Here is a 24,415-nt window from a genome sequence, read left to right as displayed (position 1 = left end):
TATGGCAATAGAAAAACTTGAATCCGGTAATTACTACCACATTTACAGCCACGCTGTTGGCGGACGTGATTTGTTTCGCACCCCCGATAACTACGATTGTTTTTTGAGTTTGTATGATAAATATATTTCACCAATTGCCGAAACATTTGCATGGGTGTTAATGTCTAACCACTTTCACTTTTTAGTGCGAATAAAGGAAAATGTTTGCTATAAATACAGTAATGCTGACGGGTCTTTCGACGCCGTCAGGTTTAATGAAATAAAATGGGAAACCACCGACCTGTCAGTGTGCGAAGCTCCTGACAGCGTAAAAATACCAAAGCCGGAAAAACACTTTTCGCATCTGTTTAATTCCTATGCCAAATACTACAATACAAAATACGGTAGCAAAGGAACAATGTTCGAACGCCCGTTTAAAAGAAAACTAATTGATAACAAAGAATATCTGAAACGGGTAATTCGGTACATTCATAATAACCCTGTTCACCATGGTTTTTGCGAACATATTTTAGAATATCCGTGGAGCAGCTATTTAAGCTGTATTTCAATAAAACCAACTAAACTGCAAAGAGAAAAGGTGGTTGGTTGGTTCGACAATAAAGCAAACTTTAAAACAATGCATGATAAAAAAGTAGAAATAATAGAAATAGAAAAATGGTTGGATTTGTAGTAACTAACCAACCTGACAGCGTCTGAAAGACCTGTCAGCGTTAAAAATTAACAACAAACTGAAATTACAAACGATATGAAACAAAATATTATTAAAATCCTATGATACGAGAACTAATCAACTTTGTAAACGACTTGGAACAAGATTACCCCGAAGTCTTTGACCTAAACAAAACTCCGTCGCCCGGACTGCACTTATGGATAGAATTGGACGACGAAGGAAACTGGAAAAACAATTCACCTATTGAGGGTGAGGATTATGTAATTTATGATGGAAAGGAAATTCCCAGCAGTTTATTTAATGATGCAACCAATTATTGGGAGCAAGGAAGAACTATAGGTGGTGCAACAAATACCAATAAATGTGTTAGTGACAAAAAAATTCATTCTTGTAGTCCATTCATTTTTGCATTCAAGAATGAGAATTTTGGGCATATAAATAATAAAATTATTAAGACATATTTTAAGATAGCACAAGCAGAGTATTTGGAGGATACAGATGTAGAATATATTGAAACATCAGAAAAATTTGCTAACACTATATCTTTAGTTTTTGACTGGTTAATAAGCACTAAAATTGAAGTTAAAAAAAGAGATAAATTACAACTTATTTCCATTCTTAAAGTGCTTAAGACAAAAGATTATATTAATCTCTATATAAGGAATATAGATTTGAATTATTATAAAATAGTTCATGAAAAATATTTGAATACGAAGTTGTTTAACAACAATGACTACTGTATCCCCAAAAATGTTCCAATTGACAAATCTAAAGGTTTAAGCAACTTTATAAATGGAGCAAATAAGAAAAAAATGTTTATGGAACATAAGACTGGCTTAATGATTGATGGCATTAATACTAGAATTTCAATGGACGATGCAAAAGCATTAAATAAATTTGAAATACTGTCATATCAAAAAGCATTTCCAACTCCACTGCCCGTAATCATTGACAAACAGGAATTTAAATTTGATGAAGGCGAAAAGATTACCAGTACAGAAATTGTTAAATTATTCGATGCAGAAGGCTCAAAAAGAACCTTGCCGCAAATACTTAAATCATTATTTGATACAAACCCGCAAAGAGTATTAGCTAATTATTACCTTTTGTATATCAACGGCTCTATTGTATATGATTTCGATTTTGTATCCAAATTTGAATATCTTATTAAGGTTTGTAACATTCAAAATCTTTTTGCAATAAAGAATAAAGAAAAAGAACTTCTTCCGACACAGAGAATTCATACAATTTTTGGGTTTGAGAATAAAATTGTAAAGGAAATATTCAATAATTCTCTTGTGAGAATAAAAGATGGTATAATCAGTTACAACTACTTCAATGAAATAAATCCAAAATTTATAAAAAATGGAGGCGAAGAAATGGCTTCACTCATTTTACGATACAGAAAAGCCTTTTACGATTTTATTTATAAATCAAGAAAACAGGCAATTACAACATTAATGTTTGATAAGCTTATGCTTTTCTCAATACTTCTCGATGTTAAACAAGATGAAGGTTACAACAGAGACATACAAATTAAAAAGAAATTAAACATCTGGTTTTCGTTGAATCAGTTTTTTATAAATCATAATTCTATCAATATGGCAACACAATTTAATGAATTAATGAAAAAGATGGATTTAATTGCCAATAATGACAATATCCAGTTAGATCAAAGTTTACCTGAATTCCTCTTTGCTACAGGACAAGTAATTTATTATTTGCTATACCATAATAAAGCAGATAAACCAAGTCATGCGATGCTTGAACCATTTCTACAAAAAGCAACAGTAGAACATTTGCAAAATGCTATTACGAATACAGTAAATGTGTATAAACATGAAATAAGCTTTGGAAAAGGAAGATTTGAACGATTATGTGCACAGGTTCTTGCTTATAGCAGTGATGAGAACATCAAAAATAGTCAACGTTATTTGCTCGCCGGATACTTTGCGCCAGCAGTGATTTTTTATAAAAATGAAAAGTAAATAAACAACCTAAAATTATAAAATTATGAATTTCGACAACAGAGTTTTTGGATGTGCCATTGTAAAGGCAATTAATTCAAATTACAATGCAGATTTTTCTGGACAACCCCGGACATTACCTAACGGTATCGTGTATGCAACAGACAAAGCGTTTAAATATACTGTTCGCTATTATTTTACGAAAATGTACCCAAATGAAAAGGTTTTCTACTTTCAAACTCCTAAACCGGACACAGGAAATCCGCGAAGTTTAGATGATAAATACAATTTTCTTTTTAAGGATACTAAAGATGAAAAAGATAAAAAAATAGTAAATGGAAATTTGTTAAAATGCATAGATATAAGACTGTTTGGCGCAACCTATGCTAACAAAGCAAAAAAAGTAAATATTTCAATTCATGGCCCATTGCAGGTTAACCATGCTAAAAATATATGGCATGAAAACAATATTTATACGGAACAGATTAAAGCACCTTTTGCAGACCCTAAACCAAAGAAGGAAAAAACAGAAGAGGGCGAAGAATCTTTTGACGAAGCAGCAATGACAACAATAGGACGTCAATCCAAACTTCAAGAAGGACATTATTTACATCACTTCTCCATAAATCCACAAAATTTAAAAGATCCATTAGAAGTAGCTGGAGAACTTGGAACAGCCCTATTAAAAGAAGACATTATTAAACTAAAAGCAGCGATGCGTCAAGGGGCAACTTTTTACGATTCGGCATCAAAAGCCGGTACCGATAACGAAATTTTATTCTGGCTACAACTAAACAAAGATTCTAAACTCATCCTCCCTGCGTTTACTGATTTGGTAAAAACATTACCTGAAAAACAGGAAGGAAAAACAGTTTTTGATTTTGAAAAAGTTAGTCAGTTGTTATCCTGTTTTAGCTCCGAAATAGAAACGATAGAATTCTATATCAATGGGCAGTCGGCTATGGCAATAAATTTACCGGAAGGATGCACTAGCTTGCCATTGTTTGGAAATAATGGAGAAGAAGCATGAAAACAGTTATCTCATTCGATTTGCATGCCGATATGGGGTTTCTGAAAAAGCCGGATATAAACGAGAAGGTTTATCTTACTTATAATATGCTCCATAAACCCTGTGTTCTGGGAATCTTGGGAGCAATTGTAGGTTTACAAGGGTTTACCAAAAATAAAGAGTTCCCTAATTATTATAAGAAATTAAAAAGTATTCCAATTGGCATAAAACCGATAGGAAGTTACTGCGATAATGGGAATTTTTCCAAAATTGTTATCAAATATAATAATGCTACTTGCTTTGCAAACAAAGGTATTGAAGGAAATCCCAATGTTCAAGCAATATTAAATATTGCTGAGCAAACCCTAATTCGTCCGGCATACCGCATTTTTCTTTTGCTCGATTTGGAAAAGGAAAATGAACAGACGTTATACAACCGCATTCGACAACAGGAAGCAAGCTTTATCCCTTACCTTGGGAAAAACGACTATTCGGCCTGGTGGTATAAGGAGGATGTGAAAACAGATGATGGTGCAATCCTTTTTCAGGGGGTAAAAGAATACAACATTCTTCAGGATGAATTCAAAGACAATTATAAAATAGAAACCGTTTTTGTCAAACAGAAGCCTGTTGTTGAAAGCGTGGTAGAAGAAGGCGAAGAGGATGATTTCTCCGACAATTTTCAAATCTCAGATTTTGGAACTTATGTGTATTTTGAAAAGTTGCCATTAAAATATAATGAGCAACTTTATCAATATGATTATGCTGATTTTGCCTTGACTGATTCAAAGTTGAAAGTTGGTTCCTTACCAACTGAGAATTTGTACCATATTCAAGAGCAAGATAGTAGACAACGGTTTGTTGTTCAGTTGAATTAATTTATTTTAAAGAGTCCTTAAAGGTTTTTAAAACCTTTAAGGATTAGTTATTTATACAATGAAATCGTATAAAAAAATTTTATCTAATCCTAACAGGTATTTCGCTCATTTGGCCAAAGACAACGAAGCTGGAGGTGCCGAAACACTTTTAGAACATTCGGATTTAGTGTTGTACTATGCTCAAAAAGTTTGTGAAAAGTATGGATTAAACCTTGTGATTCAAAGATTAATTGAGAAGGGGAGTAGTGAAAGTGTTTCTTCTGAATTTAGAGCAGTGGTTTATAAGCTGTTTTTTCAATCTGTCTACTTCCATGATTTTGGTAAAATAAACCCAAATTTTCAACGGGAAAAGATGAATAATTCCAGCTTTAAAAGTTCAAATTATGAATTTGGAAGCGACCATTCTTACCCGGGAGTTTTGATGTTTATCAATTCTGTTTTGTCCGATGTTATTAAAAATGACGAATTGCTTAATAATGAGCGGTTAACTGCTGTTATTTTTGTGTTTTTATTTTGTCAGCCAATTGCTAAACATCATAGCCCATATTTAACGACAACTTTCAAGTTTATACGAGAACGCCTTGATTTTTCAGTTGAATCAGAAAAGCTTAATTTGTCACAGGTGCTTGAAATATTAAAAGAATTAGAAAATATAGAGCCTTCAGAATATTGGTCAATAATTTCACAGGGAGATGCTGCGCAAAATGCGTCTTGGATCATAAAAAAGATAGAAAAGTTTAATCGACAAAGGGAAGATAATAAGTTAGAGGCTTTCCCCCTCTTCGCCCTTCTAAAGTTGCATTATTCTTTGCTGACAGCTTCCGATTATTTGGCAACTACACATTACATGAATAATTGGACAACACCTTTAACGGATTTCGGGCAAATGAACGATGAGTTACGGCAGCGTATTATCCGAAATGTACAATCAACTAAATCGTATAATAAAAAGGTGTTCGATAATTTAAATGGTTTTGAGTTTACTTATCCCACAGAACCAAGTAATGAGAATTTGAACCGGTTGAGGCAGGAGTTGTCAGTTGAAGTGGTGCAAAATATTCGCAACAATACAGACAAGAATATTTTTTACATTGAAGCGCCAACGGGTGGGGGCAAAACCAATTTGTCGATGTTGGCAGCAGCTGAACTTTTGGCTGCCGATGCTGAAATTAATAATTTATATTATGTGTTTCCTTTTACTACACTTATAACACAAACATACAAAGCGGTAAAAGAAACGATGGGGCTGGATGAAGATGAAATTATTCAGCTACACTCCAAAGAAGGTTTTAAAGAAAAAGATGACCAATACGGTCAGGAAAAGAAAAATCATATCGATTATTTATTTCTAAATTATCCGGTAGCTTTACTATCGCATGTTCGGTTTTTCGATATACTGAAAACCAACGGTAAAGAAACCAATTATTTATTACACCGTTTGGCGAATTCAATTGTAATTGTGGATGAGTTACAATCGTATCCTCCCAAAATTTGGGATAAACTTATTTATTTCATTCAGAATTACGCCCGGTATTTTAATATTCGTTTCATCCTGATGTCGGCTACATTGCCAAAGCTCGATAAACTATCGAATGTAGAGCCTGATATTTGTTACCTTACTAACCATCGTAAACAGTTTTTTCAAAACCCAAATTTCTGCAACCGGGTTTTGTTCGACTTTTCGTTATTAGGTTGGGCAGCTCCTGAGAAAGATGAAAAAGCCGGTTACTTGCAACGACTCGCCAATATTCTCGTTGAAAAATCGGTAGAATATGCAGAAAGTAACAACAAGTACCCAGGTAGTGTATTTACCATCATCGAGTTCATCTATAAAAAAACAGCAACCGAATTTTACCATATAGTAAAAGATAAAGCAGATGGATTTTTTGATAAAGTTTTTGTATTGTCAGGAACTATTTTGGAGTCCCGGAGGAAAGAAATTATTTATTACCTAAAAGACGAAGACAACAGAGATAAGAAAGTACTATTGATTACCACCCAGGTAGTTGAAGCGGGAGTTGATATTGATATGGATTTAGGCTTCAAAGACAAATCGCTGGTGGATAGCGATGAGCAATTGGCCGGACGTATTAACAGAAATGTAAACAAGCCCGCTTGTAAATTATATTTGTTCAATTGTGACAATGCCGAAGTGTTGTACAAAGGAGATAAACGATTTCAGCTAATGCAAGGTGAGTTGGCTGGCAAGGAGCAAGAAATACTTCAGTCGAAAGATTTTGATTTAATGTATGACCACGTAATGGAAAAGATAGACCGGCAGAACGACCGTATTTACCAAAAGGGCTTTTCCGATTTCCAGAATTACCTGAAGATGCTCGATTTTCCAGAAGTAGACAAAAATTTCCAAATTATAAATCAGAAAAGTACATCCGTTTATATTCCTGTAACACTTCCTGTTTATGTACCTGGAACCAGCCAGATGGAAAGGAACTTTTCTGAAAAAGAGATGATATTTTTAGTTAGGTATCACATTACAGGAAAGGATGACATTACAGTCTCCGGTGAAAAAGTATTTGAATTGTATGAACATTTGATTCAACAAAGAAACGATGATTTTGTGGACGGAAAGACAGAATTAAAGAAGTTGCAGGGAATAATGAGTCAATTCATTTTTTCGTTAATGACCCGTTCAAAAGCTTTGGAGGAACTTGTGGTAGGAGCCCATGGAGAAGAACGCATGGGGATTTATTATCTCAGTCACTGGGAAAGGGATAAAATTTATAATTATGAGTTTGGTTTGGTTGAAAGAGAGGAAGCAGCAATAATTTTATAATCTATGGAAGTTACAGGAACACACATCCATTATTATTTTAATTGCCGCAGGCAGTTGTGGCTGTTTGCCAACGGAATCAATATGGAACAAACAAGCGATACCGTTTATGAGGGAAAGCTAATACATGAAACTTCCTATGAAAGGAGAGCTGAACGGTACAGAGAGGTTGAAATAGGGCCTGTTAAGATTGATTACTTTGATAAAAACAACAATGTAATTCATGAAATCAAAAAATCGAGCAAACTGCTTAATTCTCACATTTGGCAAGTAAAATATTATATTTATATATTCGAGCAAGCTGGTATTAATGGCGTAACTGGGATTCTTGAATATCCGAAAGAACATAAAACTGAGGAAGTTTTATTAAGTGAACCAGACAGGGTTTATATAGAAGAACTTCTTGTTGAGATTGACAAGTTGATTCATGAGGAAAAGTGTCCCCCTTTATTAAACAAGCCGAAATGTAAAAATTGCAGCTACTTTGACTTTTGTTATACCAATGAAGCCTAAACTTGATCATGAAAAAAACCTATTACTTGTTTAATCCGGGACGATTACAGCGCCGTGACAATACGCTGAAATTTACACCTTATGACGAAGAAGGAAATGAACAAAAGCCTCGTTTTTTGCCGGTAGAAAATGTGGGCGAATTGTATTGTTTTGGAAACCTGGATGCCAATTCGGCTCTCTATAATTTCTTAGGGCAGGTGCAGATTCCAATCCATTTTTTTGATTATTACGAAAACTACACCGGATCGTTTATGCCGCGCGAAGCACTTATCTCAGGTAAAATGTTGATTGCCCAGGTGAAACATCAGCAAAACCGGAAAAACAGGATCGACCTGGCACAAAGAATTCTCGACGGAGCCAGCTTTAATATGATAAAAAACCTGCGTTACTATAATAGAAGAGGGAAAGACCTTGAACCTGTTATCGGATCCATTGAAGTGCTAAGTTCCAAAATCAGGCAAACTGTGGCTATTGATGAGCTGATGGGAATAGAAGGGAATATCCGCAAAAATTACTACGAAGCTTTTGAATTAATAATAAATGATTTTAGTATGAGTGGTCGCTCCTACCGTCCTCCTCAAAATGAAGTAAATGCCTTGATTTCATTTGGAAATATGATGTGTTACAGCCAATGTCTCAGGGCCATTCACCAAACTCAGCTGAACCCGACCATAAGTTTTCTCCATCAACCGGGTGACCGTCGGTTTTCTCTTTCGCTCGATTTGGCTGAGATTTTTAAACCCCTGTTAGTGGACAGGGTAATATTTAAGGTGATGAATAAAAAGATGATACAATCGTATCATTTTGAGGAGCAGTTAAACAAAGTGACATTGAAACTAAACGGGAAAAAGGCTTTTGTTAAGGCATTTGAAGAAAGGCTGGAAGAAACTATTAAACATCGTGCGCTTAACCGTTCGGTAAGCTATAAACACCTTATAAAGTTAGAGTGCTACAAAATACAAAAGCACTTGTTGGGAATCGAAGAATATAAACCATTTAAAATGTGGTGGTAATGTATGTAATTGCAGTTTATGATGTTGGAAAAAAGCGAGTTGCAAAAATGTTGAAACTGTGCCGTCGATACCTCAACTGGATTCAGAATTCGGTATTTGAAGGCGAAATTACTGAAGCAAAATTGCTGGAGTTAAAATATGAAGCTTTGCAGATAATGGATGAAGAAGATGACAGTTTAATCATTTTTAAAACCCGGCAGGAAAAATGGCTGGATAAAGAAATTGTTGGGAAAGAGCGACAAAATCTGGACACATTTCTATAAATGAAGTTGTCGAAGTTTGAGATTTTCTTCTAATCTGACTGGTTTTGTAATAAATTATAAATAAAAGGTTCTTTGAAATATTGGAAATAAGCAATTTATATATACTTGTCGATCCTCCGGGCAAAATACGGTTTGGAGGATCGACAACGAATTCATATTAAAATACTATTTTTGAAAAACGTAGTTCCTTGAAAATGAACTATTTTTTTTGAGTCGTCGGACGGCTTACAATCGTACCAAAGTGGAATTGAAATACAGCTTACGGGTGAATCGGGGCAGGCACTAGCCCTTACAATCGTACCAAAGTGGAATTGAAATTCGGTTTTTTTCTCACAGGAAAACAGCAACAAAACCCTTACAATCGTACCAAAGTGGAATTGAAATGAAGCAAGATTGCAACAATGAATAAACCTGCGATCTTACAATCGTACCAAAGTGGAATTGAAATATATTATAAAGTTAAAATAGAGTCACCCTTCACATACCTTACAATCGTACCAAAGTGGAATTGAAATGCAACATCATCAGTCAGACAATCTACGATTTATTAACTTACAATCGTACCAAAGTGGAATTGAAATGAGAAAGCTTTTCACTTTGTCGACCCACCATATATCTTACAATCGTACCAAAGTGGAATTGAAATGAAGTTCAAACAATTACAAATGCTTTTGAAACATACTTACAATCGTACCAAAGTGGAATTGAAATTAGGTAAAGTTGGTTCTAAACGCGAAGGTGGCTTCTTACAATCGTACCAAAGTGGAATTGAAATACAACATTTTATCAGGAATGGATTGCAGCCGGAAAACTTACAATCGTACCAAAGTGGAATTGAAATAATGTTTTTTCGCACACCTCCTGTATTGTTTTACCCGCTTACAATCGTACCAAAGTGGAATTGAAATACATTTCAAATCTTCAAAACCTGTTTTGGGCCGAACTTACAATCGTACCAAAGTGGAATTGAAATTTAAAAATGGATTTTGACCGTTTAAAAGTCCGTAACTTACAATCGTACCAAAGTGGAATTGAAATTGCTATTAAGTAACATTAAATCGGCTGGTGTTTTACTTACAATCGTACCAAAGTGGAATTGAAATATCCAATTATCATTTGTCTTACAGTAAACACTTATTCTTACAATCGTACCAAAGTGGAATTGAAATCTTGCAACCAATTTATCTCCTGTGTACTTATTTATAACTTACAATCGTACCAAAGTGGAATTGAAATAATACAAACACATAAGGCGGCACGACTTGCGCTACTTACAATCGTACCAAAGTGGAATTGAAATAATACAAACACATAAGGCGGCACGACTTGCGCTACTTACAATCGTACCAAAGTGGAATTGAAATAAGGCAAATGCACGGTAACGGTTGGTGCAAAAACTCTTACAATCGTACCAAAGTGGAATTGAAATAAGGTTATAGTGTACGAAAATTCAGACCCGGTAAACTCGCAATCGTACCAAAGTGGAATTGAAATAATTCACGGTATATGGTTGGCATGTATGCTTTGTTGCTCGCAATCGTACCAAAGTGGAATTGAAATGACGAAGATAATCAAGTAATAACAATAACATCTGCACTCGCAATCGTACCAAAGTGGAATTGAAATCAAACAGGAATAGACTTTATAAAAAAGAAATACAAACTCGCAATCGTACCAAAGTGGAATTGAAATTGTTATGCCGCTGAAAGGTACGTTTTGCGCCACGTACTCGCAATCGTACCAAAGTGGAATTGAAATTACAAAAACAGGCCAACTGCCTTCTAAGCAGTAGGTCTCGCAATCGTATCAAAGTGGAATTGAAATTGCCGACCCGCGAACGATTATAAAAATATACGCCCACCTTACAATCGTACCAAGGAGAAACACCGGCGGTTTTTAATCGCGATGTTATACATTTGTTACTTCCGTTTTATTCGGGTTGTGCCGGGTCTGAAAATACGGACGGAGAGAGCAGTTTGTTAATGTGCCTTAATCTCTTGAATTTTAGATGCCTGTGTCTGGTAAAGGTCATAAGTCAATTTGAGAGAATTATAAGAAGAATCAAGTCAATCAATTACAGTTGTTGCCATTTGGTAATGAAGCATTAAACTACATCGCCCGGTTTCCCCGGTAATGCTGATTTGTGATGATGGCTTCAATGGCAATTCGAATGGCATCTCCAATAGGGTAGAGCCGTTGTGCCTCGTTAAAATCGATAACCTGCAAACGCGAATAAAAATCAGTTGCTCTGGGACCGATAGGTTTTAATTTTAACAGGTGGTTTGCCTTTTCCAGTTCTTCAGCTTGTGCAAGCCGGATGGTTTTACAGGCAGCAAGTTTTCGCACACCGTATTTATCGGTACTGTAGTTGTAGGTAAATAAACGGCAAATGAGCCCTCTGTATGGATATTGTGTGCACCCCTGACGTGTATTCTCCGTATTAAAATAACTTAATGCCGGGCAAATACCTGAGTTATTTATTTGCGCTATTTTTTCAAGGAAATTGTCGGCCTCTCCGGTTTGATATAAATGATAAGCCATTGGATAAAATTCGAGAGCCGTTGCCATAATATGTGAAGTAGTACAACACTTTATGCAGTTTTCCACACAATTGATACCTGTTTGTGTCCGCAGTTCCTGAATATCTTTTTCAAGCACTTTATATAACCTTTCAACAGCACGTACTTTGCTTATAACATTCATTAATGTGAATTAAAAATAACGCGCAAATTTAAGTGAAAGAATAATTGGTGATTCTTTTTGTAAAGAGAAAATTTTTGTTTTCAATTACTTCGCTATAGAGTGGTATAGAGGAATGAACCGATCATGAAAAGTTGTTGGTAAAAATGCGCCCGGAAGATGTATATTTCCAGACGCATTTTTATAATCTATCGTGAGTTAAAGATTTTGTAGCTTTTTCTTAGTTACACTTTTGTTATTACACTACTCTTTTAGTTTTTTATATTTTATCCGTTTGGGGCCTTCATCGCCAAGGCGTTTTTTGCGGTTCTCTTCATATTCCGTAAATGAACCTTCAAAATAATACACATTTCCATCGCCTTCAAAAGCCAGAATGTGAGTAGCAATTCGATCAAGAAACCAGCGGTCGTGGGAAACCACAACGGCACAGCCTGCAAAATTATCCAGACCTTCTTCCAGTGCACGCAAAGTATTTACATCAATATCGTTGGTCGGTTCGTCAAGCAGCAGCACATTTCCTTCGGCTTTAAGCGCCAGTGCCAAATGCAGTCGGTTTCTTTCTCCACCGGAAAGTACACCGCATTTTTTTTCCTGGTCGGAACCTGTAAAATTGAAACGTGCAACATAGGCCCGTGAATTGACCTGCCGGGTCCCCAGCATCATGGTTTCAGTTCCACCGGAGATAACTTCAAAAACCGATTTATTTGGATCAATGGCCGCATGGGTTTGGTCAACATAGCTGATTTTGACGGTGTCGCCAATCTCAATTTTTCCGGCATCAGCTTCCAGCTGTTCCATAATCAGTTTAAACAGTGTAGTTTTCCCTGCGCCGTTGGGCCCAATTATTCCGATAATTCCTGCAGGCGGCAGTTTAAAATTCAGATCGTCAAACAAAATGCGGTCGCCATAACCTTTTTTTACGCCTTCCATTTCAATTACTTTGTCGCCCAGTCGTGGCCCGTTGGGAATAAAGATTTCAAGCTTTTCCTCTTTTTGTTTTACATCTTCATTTAACATTTTATCATAAGCACTTAAACGGGCTTTTGATTTTGCATGACGTGCCTTCGGAGCCATGCGTACCCATTCCAGTTCACGTTCCAGTGTCTTTTTTCGTTTCTGGCTGCCCTTTTCTTCCTGCTCCAAACGTTTTGATTTTTGTTCCAGCCACGAAGTATAGTTCCCTTTCCACGGAATTCCCTGTCCGCGGTCGAGTTCCAGAATCCAGCCAGCTACATTATCCAGAAAATACCGATCGTGCGTGATACAGATCACCGTTCCCGAATATTGTGCAAGATGCATTTCCAGCCACTGTATGCTTTCTGCATCGAGGTGGTTGGTAGGCTCGTCGAGTAGTAATATGTCGGGTTCTTTCAGCAACAGCCGGCACAGCGCTACCCGGCGACGTTCTCCACCGGAAAGTTCGCTTATGGGCTGATCATCCGGAGGACATTGAAGTGCATCCATTGCGCGTTCAAGTTTGCTGTCGAGGTTCCAGGCATCCGACTGGTCAATTTTTTCCTGAAGTTGCGCCTGTTCTCCCATCAACTTATCCATTTCATCCGGATTTTCATATACCTCCGGTAAGCCAAAAAGCTGGTTGATCTCTTCGTAGCGGTTGAGAACATCCACCGTTTCCTGCATTCCTTCTTTTACCACATCAATTACGGTTTTTGATTCATTTAACTGCGGCTCTTGTTCCAGCAACCCAACCGAGTACCCGGGAGCAAAAACCAGTTCACCGTTAAAAGCTTTGTCTTGTCCGGCAATAATTCGTAACAGCGTTGATTTGCCTGAACCGTTTAACCCGATGATGCCAATTTTGGCACCCAGAAAAAATGAAAGGGAGATGTTTTTTATAACAGTCTTGTTGGGCGGGTAAATTTTACTCACCTTATACATCGAAAAAATAATCTTTTTATCGTCGTTCATATTTATCTGTGCTTTTTTATTCGGTGCAAAATTAGGAAAAGGAATAATATGAATTTATAATGCAATATTAATTTCGAAACTAAAAATTTACCATCTTTTATGTTTATTTTTATGCCAAATCAGCTTCTCTAAAATCCATCAATATGAAAAATCATTTAAAAACGCCAGTCTTTTTATTTCTAATTTCTGTTTTTGTTCTGAATACTTTTAGTTCAATTGCACAAAATAAAATTACTTCGCCAGAGGAATTTTTTGGCTTTCAGATGGGAGCTGATTATAAATTGGCCCGTTGGGATAAAATCGTGAATTATTTTTACGAGCTGGAGAAACAAAGCGACAAAATAAAAGTAACGAATCTGGGGCCATCTTCAGAAGGACATCCATTTTTACTTTTGCTGATCTCTTCATCTGAAAACATGGCAAACCTCGACAGGCTGCAAACCATCAACAAAAAGATAGGCGATCCGCGAGGTGTTTCTGAGGATTCGCTGAAAGCATATATAAAAGAAGGGAAGGCTGTTATTTTTGAATCGATGAGTTTACATGCCAGCGAAGTGGGAGGGACACAAATGAGTCCTGAACTGGCTTATGATTTACTGACAAAGGATGATGAAGAAACCCAACGGATTTTAGATAATGTGTTGTTTTTTATGGTTCCCTGTTTTAACCCCGACGGACAGGTGATGATTACCGATTGGTACAATGAAACCGTGGGAACAGATTATGAGGGGCTGAGTATGCCTTATCTTTATCACAAATATTGCGGCCATGATAATAACCGCGACGGAGACTATTTAAACCTGCAGGAATCGCGGTATATGGCAAAGGCTATGTATGTCGACTGGCAACCGCAGGCCTATGTGGACCATCATCATATGGGGTCGTACGGGGCACGGTTTTATGTGCCGCCCTATTGCGATCCGATTCGTCCTTATGCCGATCCGCTGGTTTGGCGGGAATTAAGCTGGTATGGCGCACACATTGCTTATAAACTGGAAGAGGATGGTTTTCAGGGAGTGTTGAACGCTGCACAGTACGCAGGCTGGGGACATTTTGGCTGGCACTGGATAACTCCGTTTCATAATATCGCCGGAATGCTTACTGAATCGGCAACCGCAAATTATGCTACACCTGTTTATGTGCATCCTGAGCAGTTGAGAGCCAATACACGCGGATTCCCCGAATATGAAGCCCAGTCTACTTTTTCAAATCCATGGCCCGGTGGCTGGTGGCATTTGCGTGATATTGTTGCGCAACAAAAATCATCGGCCTGGTCGATTCTTGATTTAGCGGCGAGAAATAAAGAAACCGTGTTAAAAACGGCTGTTATAAAAGCGCAGAATCAAACAAAAAGAGGGGCTGAAGATAATGTCAAAACCCTGGTGATTCCGGCTGAACAACATGATTATCTGACGGCAACGAAAATGATCAACAAGTTGTTACAATCCGGTTTGGAGATAAAAAAGGCAAACAAACAATTTGTAGCCGAAAATCGTGTTTTTGGAGCGGGTTCCTATGTTATCTCACTGGCACAACCAAAGATGGGACTTATCAAAAATCTGTTAACCGAAACACATTATGCTGATAACTCATGGACACGAAGTGAAAATGGAGTTCCTTACCGGCCATACGATCTGGCCACACATACCATGTACGAATTTATGGGGGTAAATGTAGAGGGCTTGCATTCCGATTTAATATCAGATTTTCCCATTTTGCAGGAACTGGAAAATGTTCCGGGGACAGTGGAAAAAGGAAATTCCGGATACTGGATTGACGGGAAACAAAATGCGGCTTTTCTGGTAGTTAACTTATTACAAAACGAAAAAATTCAGATAAAAAGAGTAGATAAAGCATTTGAAGGATTGCATCCCGGAGATTTTATTATTGAAAAAGCACCCGCAGAAAAATTAAATGAAATAGCGGTGAAAACAGGTCTTAGCTTTTTACCGCTTAGCAAAATTGAACAGGAAAAGATACATACGGTGAAGCGGGGAAGAACAGGCTTATTTCAACGTTATTACGGCGGAAATATGGATGAAGGCTGGACCCGTTTGTGTTTTGAAAATTTTGGGTTTGATTATACAACACTGATGAGTGAAGAGATTAAAGAAGGTAGCCTGAAAAAAAAGTACGATGTAATTGTTTTGCCCAGCGACAGGGCAGAGGCCATTACCGGAGATTTGAAAGGACAAAATAAACTGGAGGCAGAGGAGTATCCCGAAAAATACAGAAGCGGAATTGGTAAAGAAGGTGTCGAGGCATTGAAGGAGTTTGTAAAAAAAGGAGGAACACTTGTTACTTTTGGGAATTCGTTTGAGTTTGCCGCTGACGCGTTTAATTTAAAAGTTGCAGATGTTACAAACGGTTTAAAATCAACAGAGTGGTTTTGCCCTGGTTCAACTTTAAAAGTAGATTTTGACAATACACAGCCTCTGGCATATGGAATGCCTGATGAAGGAGTAGTTCTTAATTTCTCAAGTCCGGCATTTGAAGTCGTTCCCGGAAGACATAATGACGATTATACTACTATTGTGCGCTATAAGGATAAAAGTTTGCTAAAAAGCGGATGGTTGATCGGGGAGAAGACCGTAGCAAAAAAACAGGCCATGCTAAGTGTCAAATACGGCGAGGGTGAAGTTGTGCTGATCGGTTTTCGTACACAACACCGAAACCAAACCGACGCTACTTTTAAATTACTGTTTAATACAATAATCCGGTAATCGGCTTAAATTGAATAAAGTTCGGAGAGTAGTTTTAAACTGTTTTCATAGCCAGTTTGTCAAATAATCTGCCCAGAATTTTTTTCGCAGGAGATAATTTTACCGGGTAGAAAAAGTCGGAGTTGAACCAGCCTTTTTGAGTATAATATTTAAAATCTTTAAAATTTTCATCCAGTTTCATTTTCATACTGGTTCTCGACATTCTGAAAATAAATAAATCAAACAACGAAGGTTGCGGTAATTCATTTTTTATTAACTGTTTGTAAAACCTGCCGGCAAGCTTTTCGATTTTCTGTTCGTTTTTTGCCACAGCTTTTTCAGAAACCGGCTCCAGGTTGGTAACACAAATGCCTTTAACTACGTTAAAACCGAGCGCCTTGCCGACAAAATTGAAATATTTTACAATTTTGTTTCCGCCGTAAACTCCTTGTGCTATAATACTCGTGCATGTTTTTCCAAAGAATTGTGGACGGTGAAAAATAAAAGCCAAACGATCGAGGAATTGTTTCATCAGCGCCGAAACATGAAAGGAATAATTAGGTGATGCAAAAACAACACCATCTGAGTTTTTTATTTTTTCCAGCAACAGGTTTCTGTCGTCTTTTATCGGGCACAATTCTTCACCTTTATCCAGGCAAAGTTTGCAGCCATTACAAACACCGAGTTTGTATTCACTCAATCTGACCATTTCGTAGTCAATATTTCCACAGGCCTGAAGTTTTTTTAGAAATCCTTCGGTGCTTTCATAAGTGTGCTTTTTTCTTACACTGCCAATAAACGCGATTACTTTCATTTTTATTTTTTTACAAATATCTCATCTGTTTCCGGATGATTTGTTTGACAAAAGTCAAAAAAAGGAGATTTGGTTTAAACAATTTGTCTTTTATACCCGGTCTGTTTGAATTAGCCGACCGCTTTTGATGGTTTCAATCAACTGGTTTAAAAATCGTGCCGCCGGTGCTCCGTCGACGATATTATGGTCGAATGAAACCGTTAGACAAAGGAATTCGCGTTCGCTGTTTTTGTCTTCCGAACATATTGTCTTTTTTACGATACTGCCAAGGGTCAACAATACCGTTGCCGTTCCGTGTGGGATAAACCAAACCGGTTCGTTGGTAAACATTCCCACCGCTGTGATGGCCACTTTTCCATATTTTTTCGCCATTGAGATATTTTTATCAGCCAGACGTACAAATGTTTTTAACAAAAAGCCGGGGATAAATCGTATCCATGTTATGTTCATCAAACTCCCGAGTTGGTTCCCTTTTTCTTTTTGAGCCAGCCTGATTTCGTCGTTTATCTGTTGGTAGCTTTTTAACTGAGCCTGATTTATTCCAAGCGGTTCAGGGACTTTTTCTCCTTCAAATTCACGTTCCGTTAAAACACTTATGGTAACATCATTCAGAATGACCTGTTTATTCCGTTTAATAAATGAATTGAAATGCGGATACTGTTTTACGGTTTGCGCCAGGCATTTTACAATATAACCCGTAAAAGACAGTTTTTCTCCGGTCTTTTGAAAATGCAATTTGATTAACCGGCGGGGTTCCGTAACATCCACTTCGGTGAAACTGTGTATGGTATTTTTTTTCCTGGTAATTGTTGCTGATGCAATTACCATTTTCCGGTTGAATGATAATGGAACAGTTGAAATTCCTTTTCGCATTGTTATTCGCTTTTTTGTTTTAGCCAGTTTTCAAAATTTAATTCAGCTTGTCCTAATATTTCATTCGTTTCTGATGGAATTTCAGGTTCTTTTACCTTTTGGAAATAGGCAAATAATTTGCAGGCTTCCTTTAACTCTTTATTTCCGGTTAGCCCGGCAATTACTTTTAAAAGCGGAATAGGGGCAACCGACACTTTTTTGATTTCCGGATAATTGTTTTGGCAGTATTTTTCCAGGATATCTTTCATTAAATAGGTTTCCGGCCCATAGACAGAAAATACCCGGTTTTGTGCTTGTTTTTTTGAATAAGCCTCCGCCACCATCCGGGCAAAATCATCAGCGGCTACCCAGTGATACGGATGGGGCTGTTCACCAATCATTGTCGCTTTCCCATTACGAATCATTAAATCAAGCGATTCAAAAAACCAGGTTGGTCTAAATATTATCCACGGGATGCCGCTGTTTTTTATCAGTTCTTCAGCATGAAATTTATTATCGATAAATTTAAACCAACGGTTCTCTTCAGAAACAGTACAACCGGAAACCATGCTGATAAGTTGAATGCCCTTTTCTTTGGCCACATTTACAATTAACCCGGCTGCTTTCTTCTCATCCAGTTTTGAAATGGAAATGTGAATCGCATCACAACCGTTGACGGCCTTATGTAGGTCGGCGGGATTAAAAATATCGCCTTGAATGATATCATAATCATTGATAAACATCGACGGATTTACTGTCCTTGAGAACAAACGGAGTTGAAATCCTTTTTCTTCAAGCTGTTGAATCACCGGTTTTGCCAACATGCCGCTGGCACCTATAACTGAAATTTTCATAATCAAAATAATTTATGGTTGAACGACTCAACAAAATTACTTTGATCCGGGTGGCAGATTGTTTGACAAAAGTCAAAAAAAAGAACTACAATTTTTTTCTAATTCTGCTTAGTGTGGCGATGTCAATGCCCAGGTAAGAGGCGATATGACGCAGGGCAACCCTTTTGATAATCTCAGGATAATTTTGGCAAAACAATTCGTATCTTTCTTTTGCCGACAGTGTTTGGAGTTGGATGGACCGATTCATCAAATCGTTGTATTTCATCTCGTCTACATCTTTTGTAATCTGACGCCAGGCGGGTACTCTCTCATATAGCTCCATCATTTCTTCGTGGTTTATTTCATAAATTTTTGAATCTTCCAAAGCGATGATGTTTTCCCGGGCCGGAACCTGATTATTAAAGCTTTTCATGGAAATAAGTACCGTTCCGGGCTGAAAAAAATGAGTTGTTATGTCATTGGCATTGTCGTCGTAGAAAAAAGAGCGAAATAAACCGCGTTCAATAAAACCAACCTGCTTGGCCACTTTCCCTTCTTCCATAAAATAGGTTTTTGCCGGAATGGCAGCCGGTTTAAAAGCATGTGCCGATGCCTCCAATTCTTTTTCCGTGAGCTTGTAGAACTTTTTTATTTTTTCAACTAAATCCACTATTATCAGTTTTTTGCGCAGGTCGCTAAAATGAAAAGTGAAAATAATAAATTTTGACGTATTTTTTCTTCGCAAAACCAATTACAATCTGTTCAGCGCTTCTTCGTAATCAAGCCGGATATCCTCATGCAGCATAGACAGCACTTTTCTGATTCGTTTTACCTGATTGATATACATATTCATAACAACACGACTCGAATTTATCCGAAGTCCGGATTTTCGTATTTTCAGGCAGAAATAAATCAGCAATTCAATTTCAACTTCCTTTGAACCTGAAAAACGAATATACTTCTTTGTAGTGCGAAGGACTTTTCGTAATGTTTTTTTAGCGAGGTAAAAGCTGCTTTGGTTAAGGTTTTTAAATTGTTCGTCAATTTCTTCTTTTACACTTTCAATATATGCTTGCTGATTAAACGCCTCAAAAAGAAGGTAGCTCAGCAATTCCTTATTTTCTTTTTTGTATTTGGCCAATCGCAGAAGAATTTCCTGCAATTGCTGAGGAGAAAGTACTTTTAGTTCCTTTTTAATTTCGCTGAGTGAAGCTGTTTCCATAAAAGCTGTTTATTTGAACTGGCATCCCAGGTATCCACAAAAGTAATCGTTTTTATTTTTCCTGATGATTTAGAAACCTAAGTAAGAAAATGTTTTACTTTTTGAGTCATTGAACTTTCCCTGAAGATGTCTTGTTTCAGTAGGTGTTGTTAAACCTGTAACCGAATTCTGAAATATAGACTTTTCAGGAACTGGTGAATGAATAAGACCACTTATGAACGTAAAATTTTTTTGCCCGCGCTGGGGTTCTGAAAGTATTCCTTTTTCAACTTTTATAAATAGGGTAATTGAGGACGAGTATAACGGAGTTGAGATTTCGTTGCCGGATTCAGCATCTGAACGAAGCGAGTATCTGGCGGTTTTAGCTGATGCCGGAATTCCCTTTATACTTCAGCATCATCAAACCGACAAAAGAACAGCGGATGAATATATACCTGAATTTATCTCACGACTGGAAGTTCTGGCAGATGCTAAACCGTTGTTTATTAATTCACAAACAGGGAAGGATTTTTTTTCATTTGAAGATAATTGCCGGATTATTGAAAAAGCCATTGAGCTTGAGACAAAATCGGGGATTCCTATATTTCATGAGACACACCGTGGAAAATTTAGTTTTGCCTGTCATGTAATGCCGGCTTACCTGGATGTTTTTCCAAATATGAAAATAACTGCTGACTTTTCGCACTGGGTAAACGTGTCAGAGTCGCTATTGGAGTACCAACAGGAAACCATTGAACGGATTATTCCACACGTGCATCATGTACACTCGCGTGTTGGTTATCCTGAAGGCCCACAAGTCAGTCATCCGGGAGCACCGGAGAACAAGCTTTTTTTGGAACGTCATCTGGAATGGTGGGATGCCATAATAAACAAAAGAAAAAAGCAAGGTAACGGGGAGTTTACTATTACTTCTGAATTTGGTCCTATTCCCTATATGCCAACGCTTCCGTTCACGGCCCAACCTGTTTCCAATCAGTGGGAAATTAATAAATACATGACGACCTTATTAAAAGAGAGGTACAACCTAAAGGATTAAAATAAATATGGAACGAACAGGAAAATTTACTAAACAGCAAATTGCAGAGTACCATAAAAACGGGTATGTGATTTTAAAAAGTTTATTGTCAGTAACGGAAGTTGACGCACTCAGGAAGCGGGCAAAAAGCGACCGCGAAATGGATAAACATGCTTTTCAGCGCGATGATGGCACAGGTGCAAAGGTGCGACTCTCGCTGTGGAACCACCCGGGTAAAGGAATTTACGGAATGGTTGCGCGTAGCCATAAACTGGTCGACTCGGTAGAGCAGTTACTGGAGGACGAGGTTTACCATTATCATTCAAAAATGATTATGAAAGAAGCTAAAGTCGGAGGTGCGTGGGCCTGGCATCAGGATTATGGATATTGGTATGAAAATGGGGTGCTTTCGCCTGATTTATGCAGTGTTTACATCGCTGTTGATGCGGCAACAAAGGAGAATGGTTGTTTGCAGGTTTTAAAGGGGTCGCACAAAATGGGCAGAGTAAATCATGTTCTAACGGGAGACCAGGCTGGTGCTGATTTGGAACGTGTGGAAGAGATTAAAAAACGTCTTGAACTCATTTATGTTGAACTGGAGAAAGGAGACGCTGTATTTTTTCACAGTAACCTGTTACACCGTTCTGACCGGAATAATTCTGAAAATCCGCGCTGGGCAATGATATGCTGCTACAACACAAAAACTAATAATCCATACAAAGAAAGTCATCATCCCAGGTATACAAAACTTGAAAAAGTGCCTGACAGCGCTATTCTGGAAACGGATTTAAATACGGTTGTTGACGAAGGTGCCTGGCTTGACCCCAATCACGACAGCAGTGCAAAAAATCTTAAAACGAAAAGCTGAATCCTAACAGGAACAAAAAATGGATTTCTGAAATTTTTAAACAGAATTAAATACCCCGGAATTATATTCGACTTATTTTCAATTGTTTGTGATTTTAACTGAAAAGTAAATAATATAAAATGTAAAAAATATTTTACATTGTGTAAAAAATATTTATCTTTGTGTCATGTATTTTTAACTAATTGTAAAATTATTCATACAAAAACAAAGAAGTCATGTCGTACAGAGAAAAAGAAAACATTATTAACATCTTTAGTGGTTTGGTAATCACTGCAATTTATGCCTGGTTTGTTTATCAACGCCACCTTGAAGGAAGAATCGATTTAGTCGATGACTTCCAGGCCTGGGGAAAACTGTTTCTGGTTTATGCTGGAATTTCTGTTGTAGCCCGTATTATTATTTACATCGTTTTTCACATTATTAATGCCATTGTAACGCATAATACAGAAGCAACCCATAACGGAGAAATCCCTCCGGAAGATGAACGGGACAAACTCATTAAATTGAAAGCTCTGCGGAATTCTCATTACTCATTTGTAGTTGGATTTATGCTCGCAATTATCGCGCTTGCAATCGGGCTGCCAACCTACTCAATTTTTATTGTATTTGTTATAAGCGGCGTTATTTCAGAACTGATTGATAACGGTTCGCAAATTTATTATTACCGGAAAGGAGTTTAAAATGCCAACCAGAAATATTCAGAACAACATAAGAAGATTACGTTTTGACGCGGATGAAATGACGCAGCAACAATTGGCAGACGAAGTTGGAGTTTCACGGCAAACCATTGTTGCTATTGAAAAAGGAAACTATTCACCTTCGCTTGAACTCGCTTTCAAAATTGCTTTGGTGTTTCATACGCCTTTACAGGATGTATTTTCATATGAACCAGTTAATGTAGCGGCAAAAAAGAAAAGAAAGTCCTGACCGTAAAATTGAAATATTTAACAATATTGTGTAAACCGGCACCGCTTTTTCTTGTTATTTCTTTATCAAAAAAATCATTATAAAAACAATTAGACAATGAGCAGAATAGTAAAATTTGGGGAAGACGTAGAGGGTTATACAATTCCTGTTTTAAACGAACGTGAAATCAGAGCAGCAGCAGGAATGCTTTTTCTTTTTATGTTTTTTGCCATTTTAACGGTAATAATGAAGGGTGATTTTACCTTGTTGAAATATGCCATTATCGTTTTTTTAACCGATATCTCCATTCGTGTTTTTATCAATCCAAAGTTTGCACCAACACTTATTTTAGGACGTTTGGTTGTGCGCAACCAAACACCGGAATACGTTGGTGCGCGGCAAAAGAAGTTTGCTTGGAAAATTGGCTTTGCGCTCGCCATAACAATGTTTACACTTGTTGTCGTTGTCAATTCATATAGTCCGGTTACAGGTCTAATATGTTTTGTTTGCCTGATTTTTTTATTCTTTGAATCGGCTTTTGGGATTTGCCTTGGTTGTAAGTTCTACCCTTTGTTTTTTAAAGATAAAGTGCAATATTGTCCCGGCGAAGTATGCGACGTAAAATCGAGACATGATATCCAGAAAACTTCATTCCCCCAGTTATTGATAATAATGGCATTTGTTGGTTTTATTGTTTTAACCGTAATTTTGTTTAACGACACATTTGTTCAACCGCCATTTGATTTGTTTGGGCTTGAGGAAACAGGTGAGGTTGTCGTACCCTAATGTATCCGGAATTTAATATGCCAGTGGCATTTTTTTAACGTACTACAGGCTTCCCGTCCACTTCAATCCAGTCGAGTCGGGAACAGGCCGCTGATTTTCCGCCTGGCATTAAATCGGTAAAACCAATTTCTTCCACATTTGAAAGGTCAGGATTTTTTGCCACGCCAACTTCTGCGATTCGTTGAGCATCCAAAATGTGCCATTCAATATCCTGTAGGTTGAATTCTTTTATTCGCCAGTCTTTCGATGGCCCGTCAAACTGATCGCTTATCAGCCAGGTACCATCGTTAAGTTTTAAGGTGATACGCAACAGTCGGAATCCAAATTGTTTTGTGCGCCAGCGAATTTTTGCAAATCCGGTTAAATCCACATTTTGAGTTTTGTGTTTTAAGGTTACCATCCAGTTTTCAAGACACAGTCCCGACCACACATAATACGGATCATCAACCGGTTGCTCATGGTTACTTTTTTTCAGACTGTCCTGCCCCGGTCCGTATAATTGCACAATCAAATCAGAATTATATACGTGCTTTTGAGAAAGCGGAATTTCAGCCGGAATTTCTTTCCAGTCTTCCCGAAAAAAGAGGCCTGGTCTGTATGAGTTCTGCGCACCAATACTTCCGGCAAAGAAGCACAGGAATAAAATGGTAAAACTATTTTTCATTCTTCTGTAATTTTTTGTTG

At 37.4% G+C, this 24,415-nt stretch carries 22 protein-coding genes and 1 CRISPR repeat array; of the genes, 14 read left to right on the top strand and 8 right to left on the bottom strand.

Going from position 1 to position 24,415, the window contains the following annotated elements:
• The first annotated feature begins 1 nt into the window (after position 1).
• The 8 genes from GM418_RS28660 to cas2 all read left to right on the top strand — a co-directional run bounded on the left by GM418_RS28660 (position 2) and on the right by cas2 (position 9,104).
• Positions 2-670, top strand: coding sequence for a hypothetical protein (locus GM418_RS28660; protein ID WP_158871432.1), 669 nt, complete (start codon positions 2-4; stop codon positions 668-670).
• A 101-nt stretch (positions 671-771) separates the two neighbouring features.
• Positions 772-2,658: a hypothetical protein gene (locus GM418_RS28655; protein WP_158871430.1), complete on the top strand. Its 1,887-nt coding sequence runs from the start codon at positions 772-774 to the stop codon at positions 2,656-2,658.
• 25 nt (positions 2,659-2,683) lie between these two features.
• Positions 2,684-3,667 carry a type I CRISPR-associated protein Cas7 gene (locus tag GM418_RS28650; protein ID WP_158871428.1) on the top strand — a complete coding sequence of 328 codons (984 nt, stop codon included), beginning with the start codon at positions 2,684-2,686 and terminating at the stop codon, positions 3,665-3,667.
• Entirely contained in the window at positions 3,664-4,524 is an 861-nt protein-coding gene (locus tag GM418_RS28645; RefSeq protein WP_158871426.1) for a Cas5 family CRISPR-associated protein, read from the top strand. The genes GM418_RS28650 and GM418_RS28645 overlap by 4 nt, the downstream gene beginning before the upstream one ends.
• A 58-nt stretch (positions 4,525-4,582) precedes the next feature.
• A complete protein-coding gene (gene cas3 / locus GM418_RS28640; protein WP_158871424.1) occupies positions 4,583-7,318 on the top strand; it encodes a CRISPR-associated helicase Cas3' in 2,736 nt (911 codons plus the stop codon).
• Between the two features lie 3 nt (positions 7,319-7,321).
• Positions 7,322-7,828, top strand: a complete 507-nt coding sequence (gene cas4 / locus GM418_RS28635) for a CRISPR-associated protein Cas4 (protein WP_158871422.1) — start codon at positions 7,322-7,324, stop codon at positions 7,826-7,828.
• A gap of 8 nt (positions 7,829-7,836) precedes the next feature.
• On the top strand, positions 7,837-8,841 hold the full coding sequence (cas1b, locus tag GM418_RS28630; protein ID WP_158871420.1) for a type I-B CRISPR-associated endonuclease Cas1b: 1,005 nt from the start codon (positions 7,837-7,839) through the stop codon (positions 8,839-8,841).
• The gene (gene cas2 / locus GM418_RS28625) at positions 8,841-9,104 is read left to right on the top strand and encodes a CRISPR-associated endonuclease Cas2 (RefSeq protein ID WP_158871418.1); all 264 of its coding nucleotides are present in this window, start codon (positions 8,841-8,843) and stop codon (positions 9,102-9,104) included. Before cas1b ends, cas2 begins: the two co-directional genes overlap by 1 nt.
• 224 nt (positions 9,105-9,328) lie before the next feature.
• A CRISPR array of direct repeats spans positions 9,329-10,928; the repeat unit is 30 nt; unit sequence CTTACAATCGTACCAAAGTGGAATTGAAAT.
• A gap of 285 nt (positions 10,929-11,213) precedes the next feature.
• On the opposite strand, the gene GM418_RS28620 is transcribed toward cas2, so the two are convergent.
• Together GM418_RS28620 and ettA are read right to left on the bottom strand one after the other, a co-directional pair.
• Positions 11,214-11,807, bottom strand: coding sequence for a YkgJ family cysteine cluster protein (locus tag GM418_RS28620; RefSeq protein WP_158871415.1), 594 nt, complete (start codon positions 11,805-11,807; stop codon positions 11,214-11,216).
• A gap of 240 nt (positions 11,808-12,047) precedes the next feature.
• Complete coding sequence (gene ettA, locus GM418_RS28615; protein ID WP_158871413.1) at positions 12,048-13,733, bottom strand: energy-dependent translational throttle protein EttA; 1,686 nt, start codon at positions 13,731-13,733, stop codon at positions 12,048-12,050.
• 143 nt (positions 13,734-13,876) lie between these two features.
• On the opposite strand from ettA, the gene GM418_RS28610 reads away from it, so the two are divergent.
• Complete coding sequence (locus GM418_RS28610) at positions 13,877-16,456, top strand: M14 family metallopeptidase (protein ID WP_158871400.1); 2,580 nt, start codon at positions 13,877-13,879, stop codon at positions 16,454-16,456.
• A gap of 34 nt (positions 16,457-16,490) precedes the next feature.
• Here the strand turns inward: GM418_RS28610 and GM418_RS28605 are convergent, their stop codons facing one another.
• The 5 genes from GM418_RS28605 to GM418_RS28585 form a co-directional block, all read right to left on the bottom strand.
• A complete protein-coding gene (locus GM418_RS28605) occupies positions 16,491-17,249 on the bottom strand; it encodes a flavodoxin family protein (protein ID WP_158871398.1) in 759 nt (252 codons plus the stop codon).
• 90 nt (positions 17,250-17,339) lie between these two features.
• Complete coding sequence (locus tag GM418_RS28600; protein ID WP_158871396.1) at positions 17,340-18,122, bottom strand: 2-oxo acid dehydrogenase subunit E2; 783 nt, start codon at positions 18,120-18,122, stop codon at positions 17,340-17,342.
• Between the two features lie 2 nt (positions 18,123-18,124).
• The gene (locus GM418_RS28595; RefSeq protein ID WP_158871394.1) at positions 18,125-18,955 is read right to left on the bottom strand and encodes an SDR family oxidoreductase; all 831 of its coding nucleotides are present in this window, start codon (positions 18,953-18,955) and stop codon (positions 18,125-18,127) included.
• Between the two features lie 85 nt (positions 18,956-19,040).
• Positions 19,041-19,604 carry a Crp/Fnr family transcriptional regulator gene (locus GM418_RS28590; protein ID WP_158871392.1) on the bottom strand — a complete coding sequence of 188 codons (564 nt, stop codon included), beginning with the start codon at positions 19,602-19,604 and terminating at the stop codon, positions 19,041-19,043.
• 81 nt (positions 19,605-19,685) lie between these two features.
• Entirely contained in the window at positions 19,686-20,156 is a 471-nt protein-coding gene (locus tag GM418_RS28585) for a hypothetical protein (protein WP_158871390.1), read from the bottom strand.
• Between the two features lie 214 nt (positions 20,157-20,370).
• On the opposite strand from GM418_RS28585, the gene GM418_RS28580 reads away from it, so the two are divergent.
• From GM418_RS28580 to GM418_RS28560, 5 genes are all read left to right on the top strand, one after another.
• On the top strand, positions 20,371-21,192 hold the full coding sequence (locus GM418_RS28580; RefSeq protein WP_158871388.1) for a sugar phosphate isomerase/epimerase: 822 nt from the start codon (positions 20,371-20,373) through the stop codon (positions 21,190-21,192).
• Positions 21,193-21,199: 7 nt separating this feature from the next.
• Positions 21,200-22,039, top strand: coding sequence for a phytanoyl-CoA dioxygenase family protein (locus GM418_RS28575; protein WP_158871386.1), 840 nt, complete (start codon positions 21,200-21,202; stop codon positions 22,037-22,039).
• Between the two features lie 215 nt (positions 22,040-22,254).
• A complete protein-coding gene (locus GM418_RS28570) occupies positions 22,255-22,719 on the top strand; it encodes a hypothetical protein (protein ID WP_158871384.1) in 465 nt (154 codons plus the stop codon).
• Between the two features lies 1 nt (position 22,720).
• Positions 22,721-22,966: a helix-turn-helix transcriptional regulator gene (locus GM418_RS28565; protein WP_158871383.1), complete on the top strand. Its 246-nt coding sequence runs from the start codon at positions 22,721-22,723 to the stop codon at positions 22,964-22,966.
• Between the two features lie 96 nt (positions 22,967-23,062).
• Positions 23,063-23,731: a DUF4395 domain-containing protein gene (locus tag GM418_RS28560; RefSeq protein WP_158871381.1), complete on the top strand. Its 669-nt coding sequence runs from the start codon at positions 23,063-23,065 to the stop codon at positions 23,729-23,731.
• 34 nt (positions 23,732-23,765) lie between these two features.
• Here the strand turns inward: GM418_RS28560 and GM418_RS28555 are convergent, their stop codons facing one another.
• Complete coding sequence (locus GM418_RS28555) at positions 23,766-24,395, bottom strand: hypothetical protein (RefSeq protein ID WP_158871379.1); 630 nt, start codon at positions 24,393-24,395, stop codon at positions 23,766-23,768.
• Positions 24,396-24,415 lie beyond the last annotated feature (20 nt).

Source organism: Maribellus comscasis, assembly GCF_009762775.1.
Lineage (GTDB): Bacteria > Bacteroidota > Bacteroidia > Bacteroidales > Prolixibacteraceae > Draconibacterium > Draconibacterium comscasis.
Note: the sequence above shows the minus strand (reverse complement) of the source record. Positions and strands in the feature narration are given on the sequence as shown.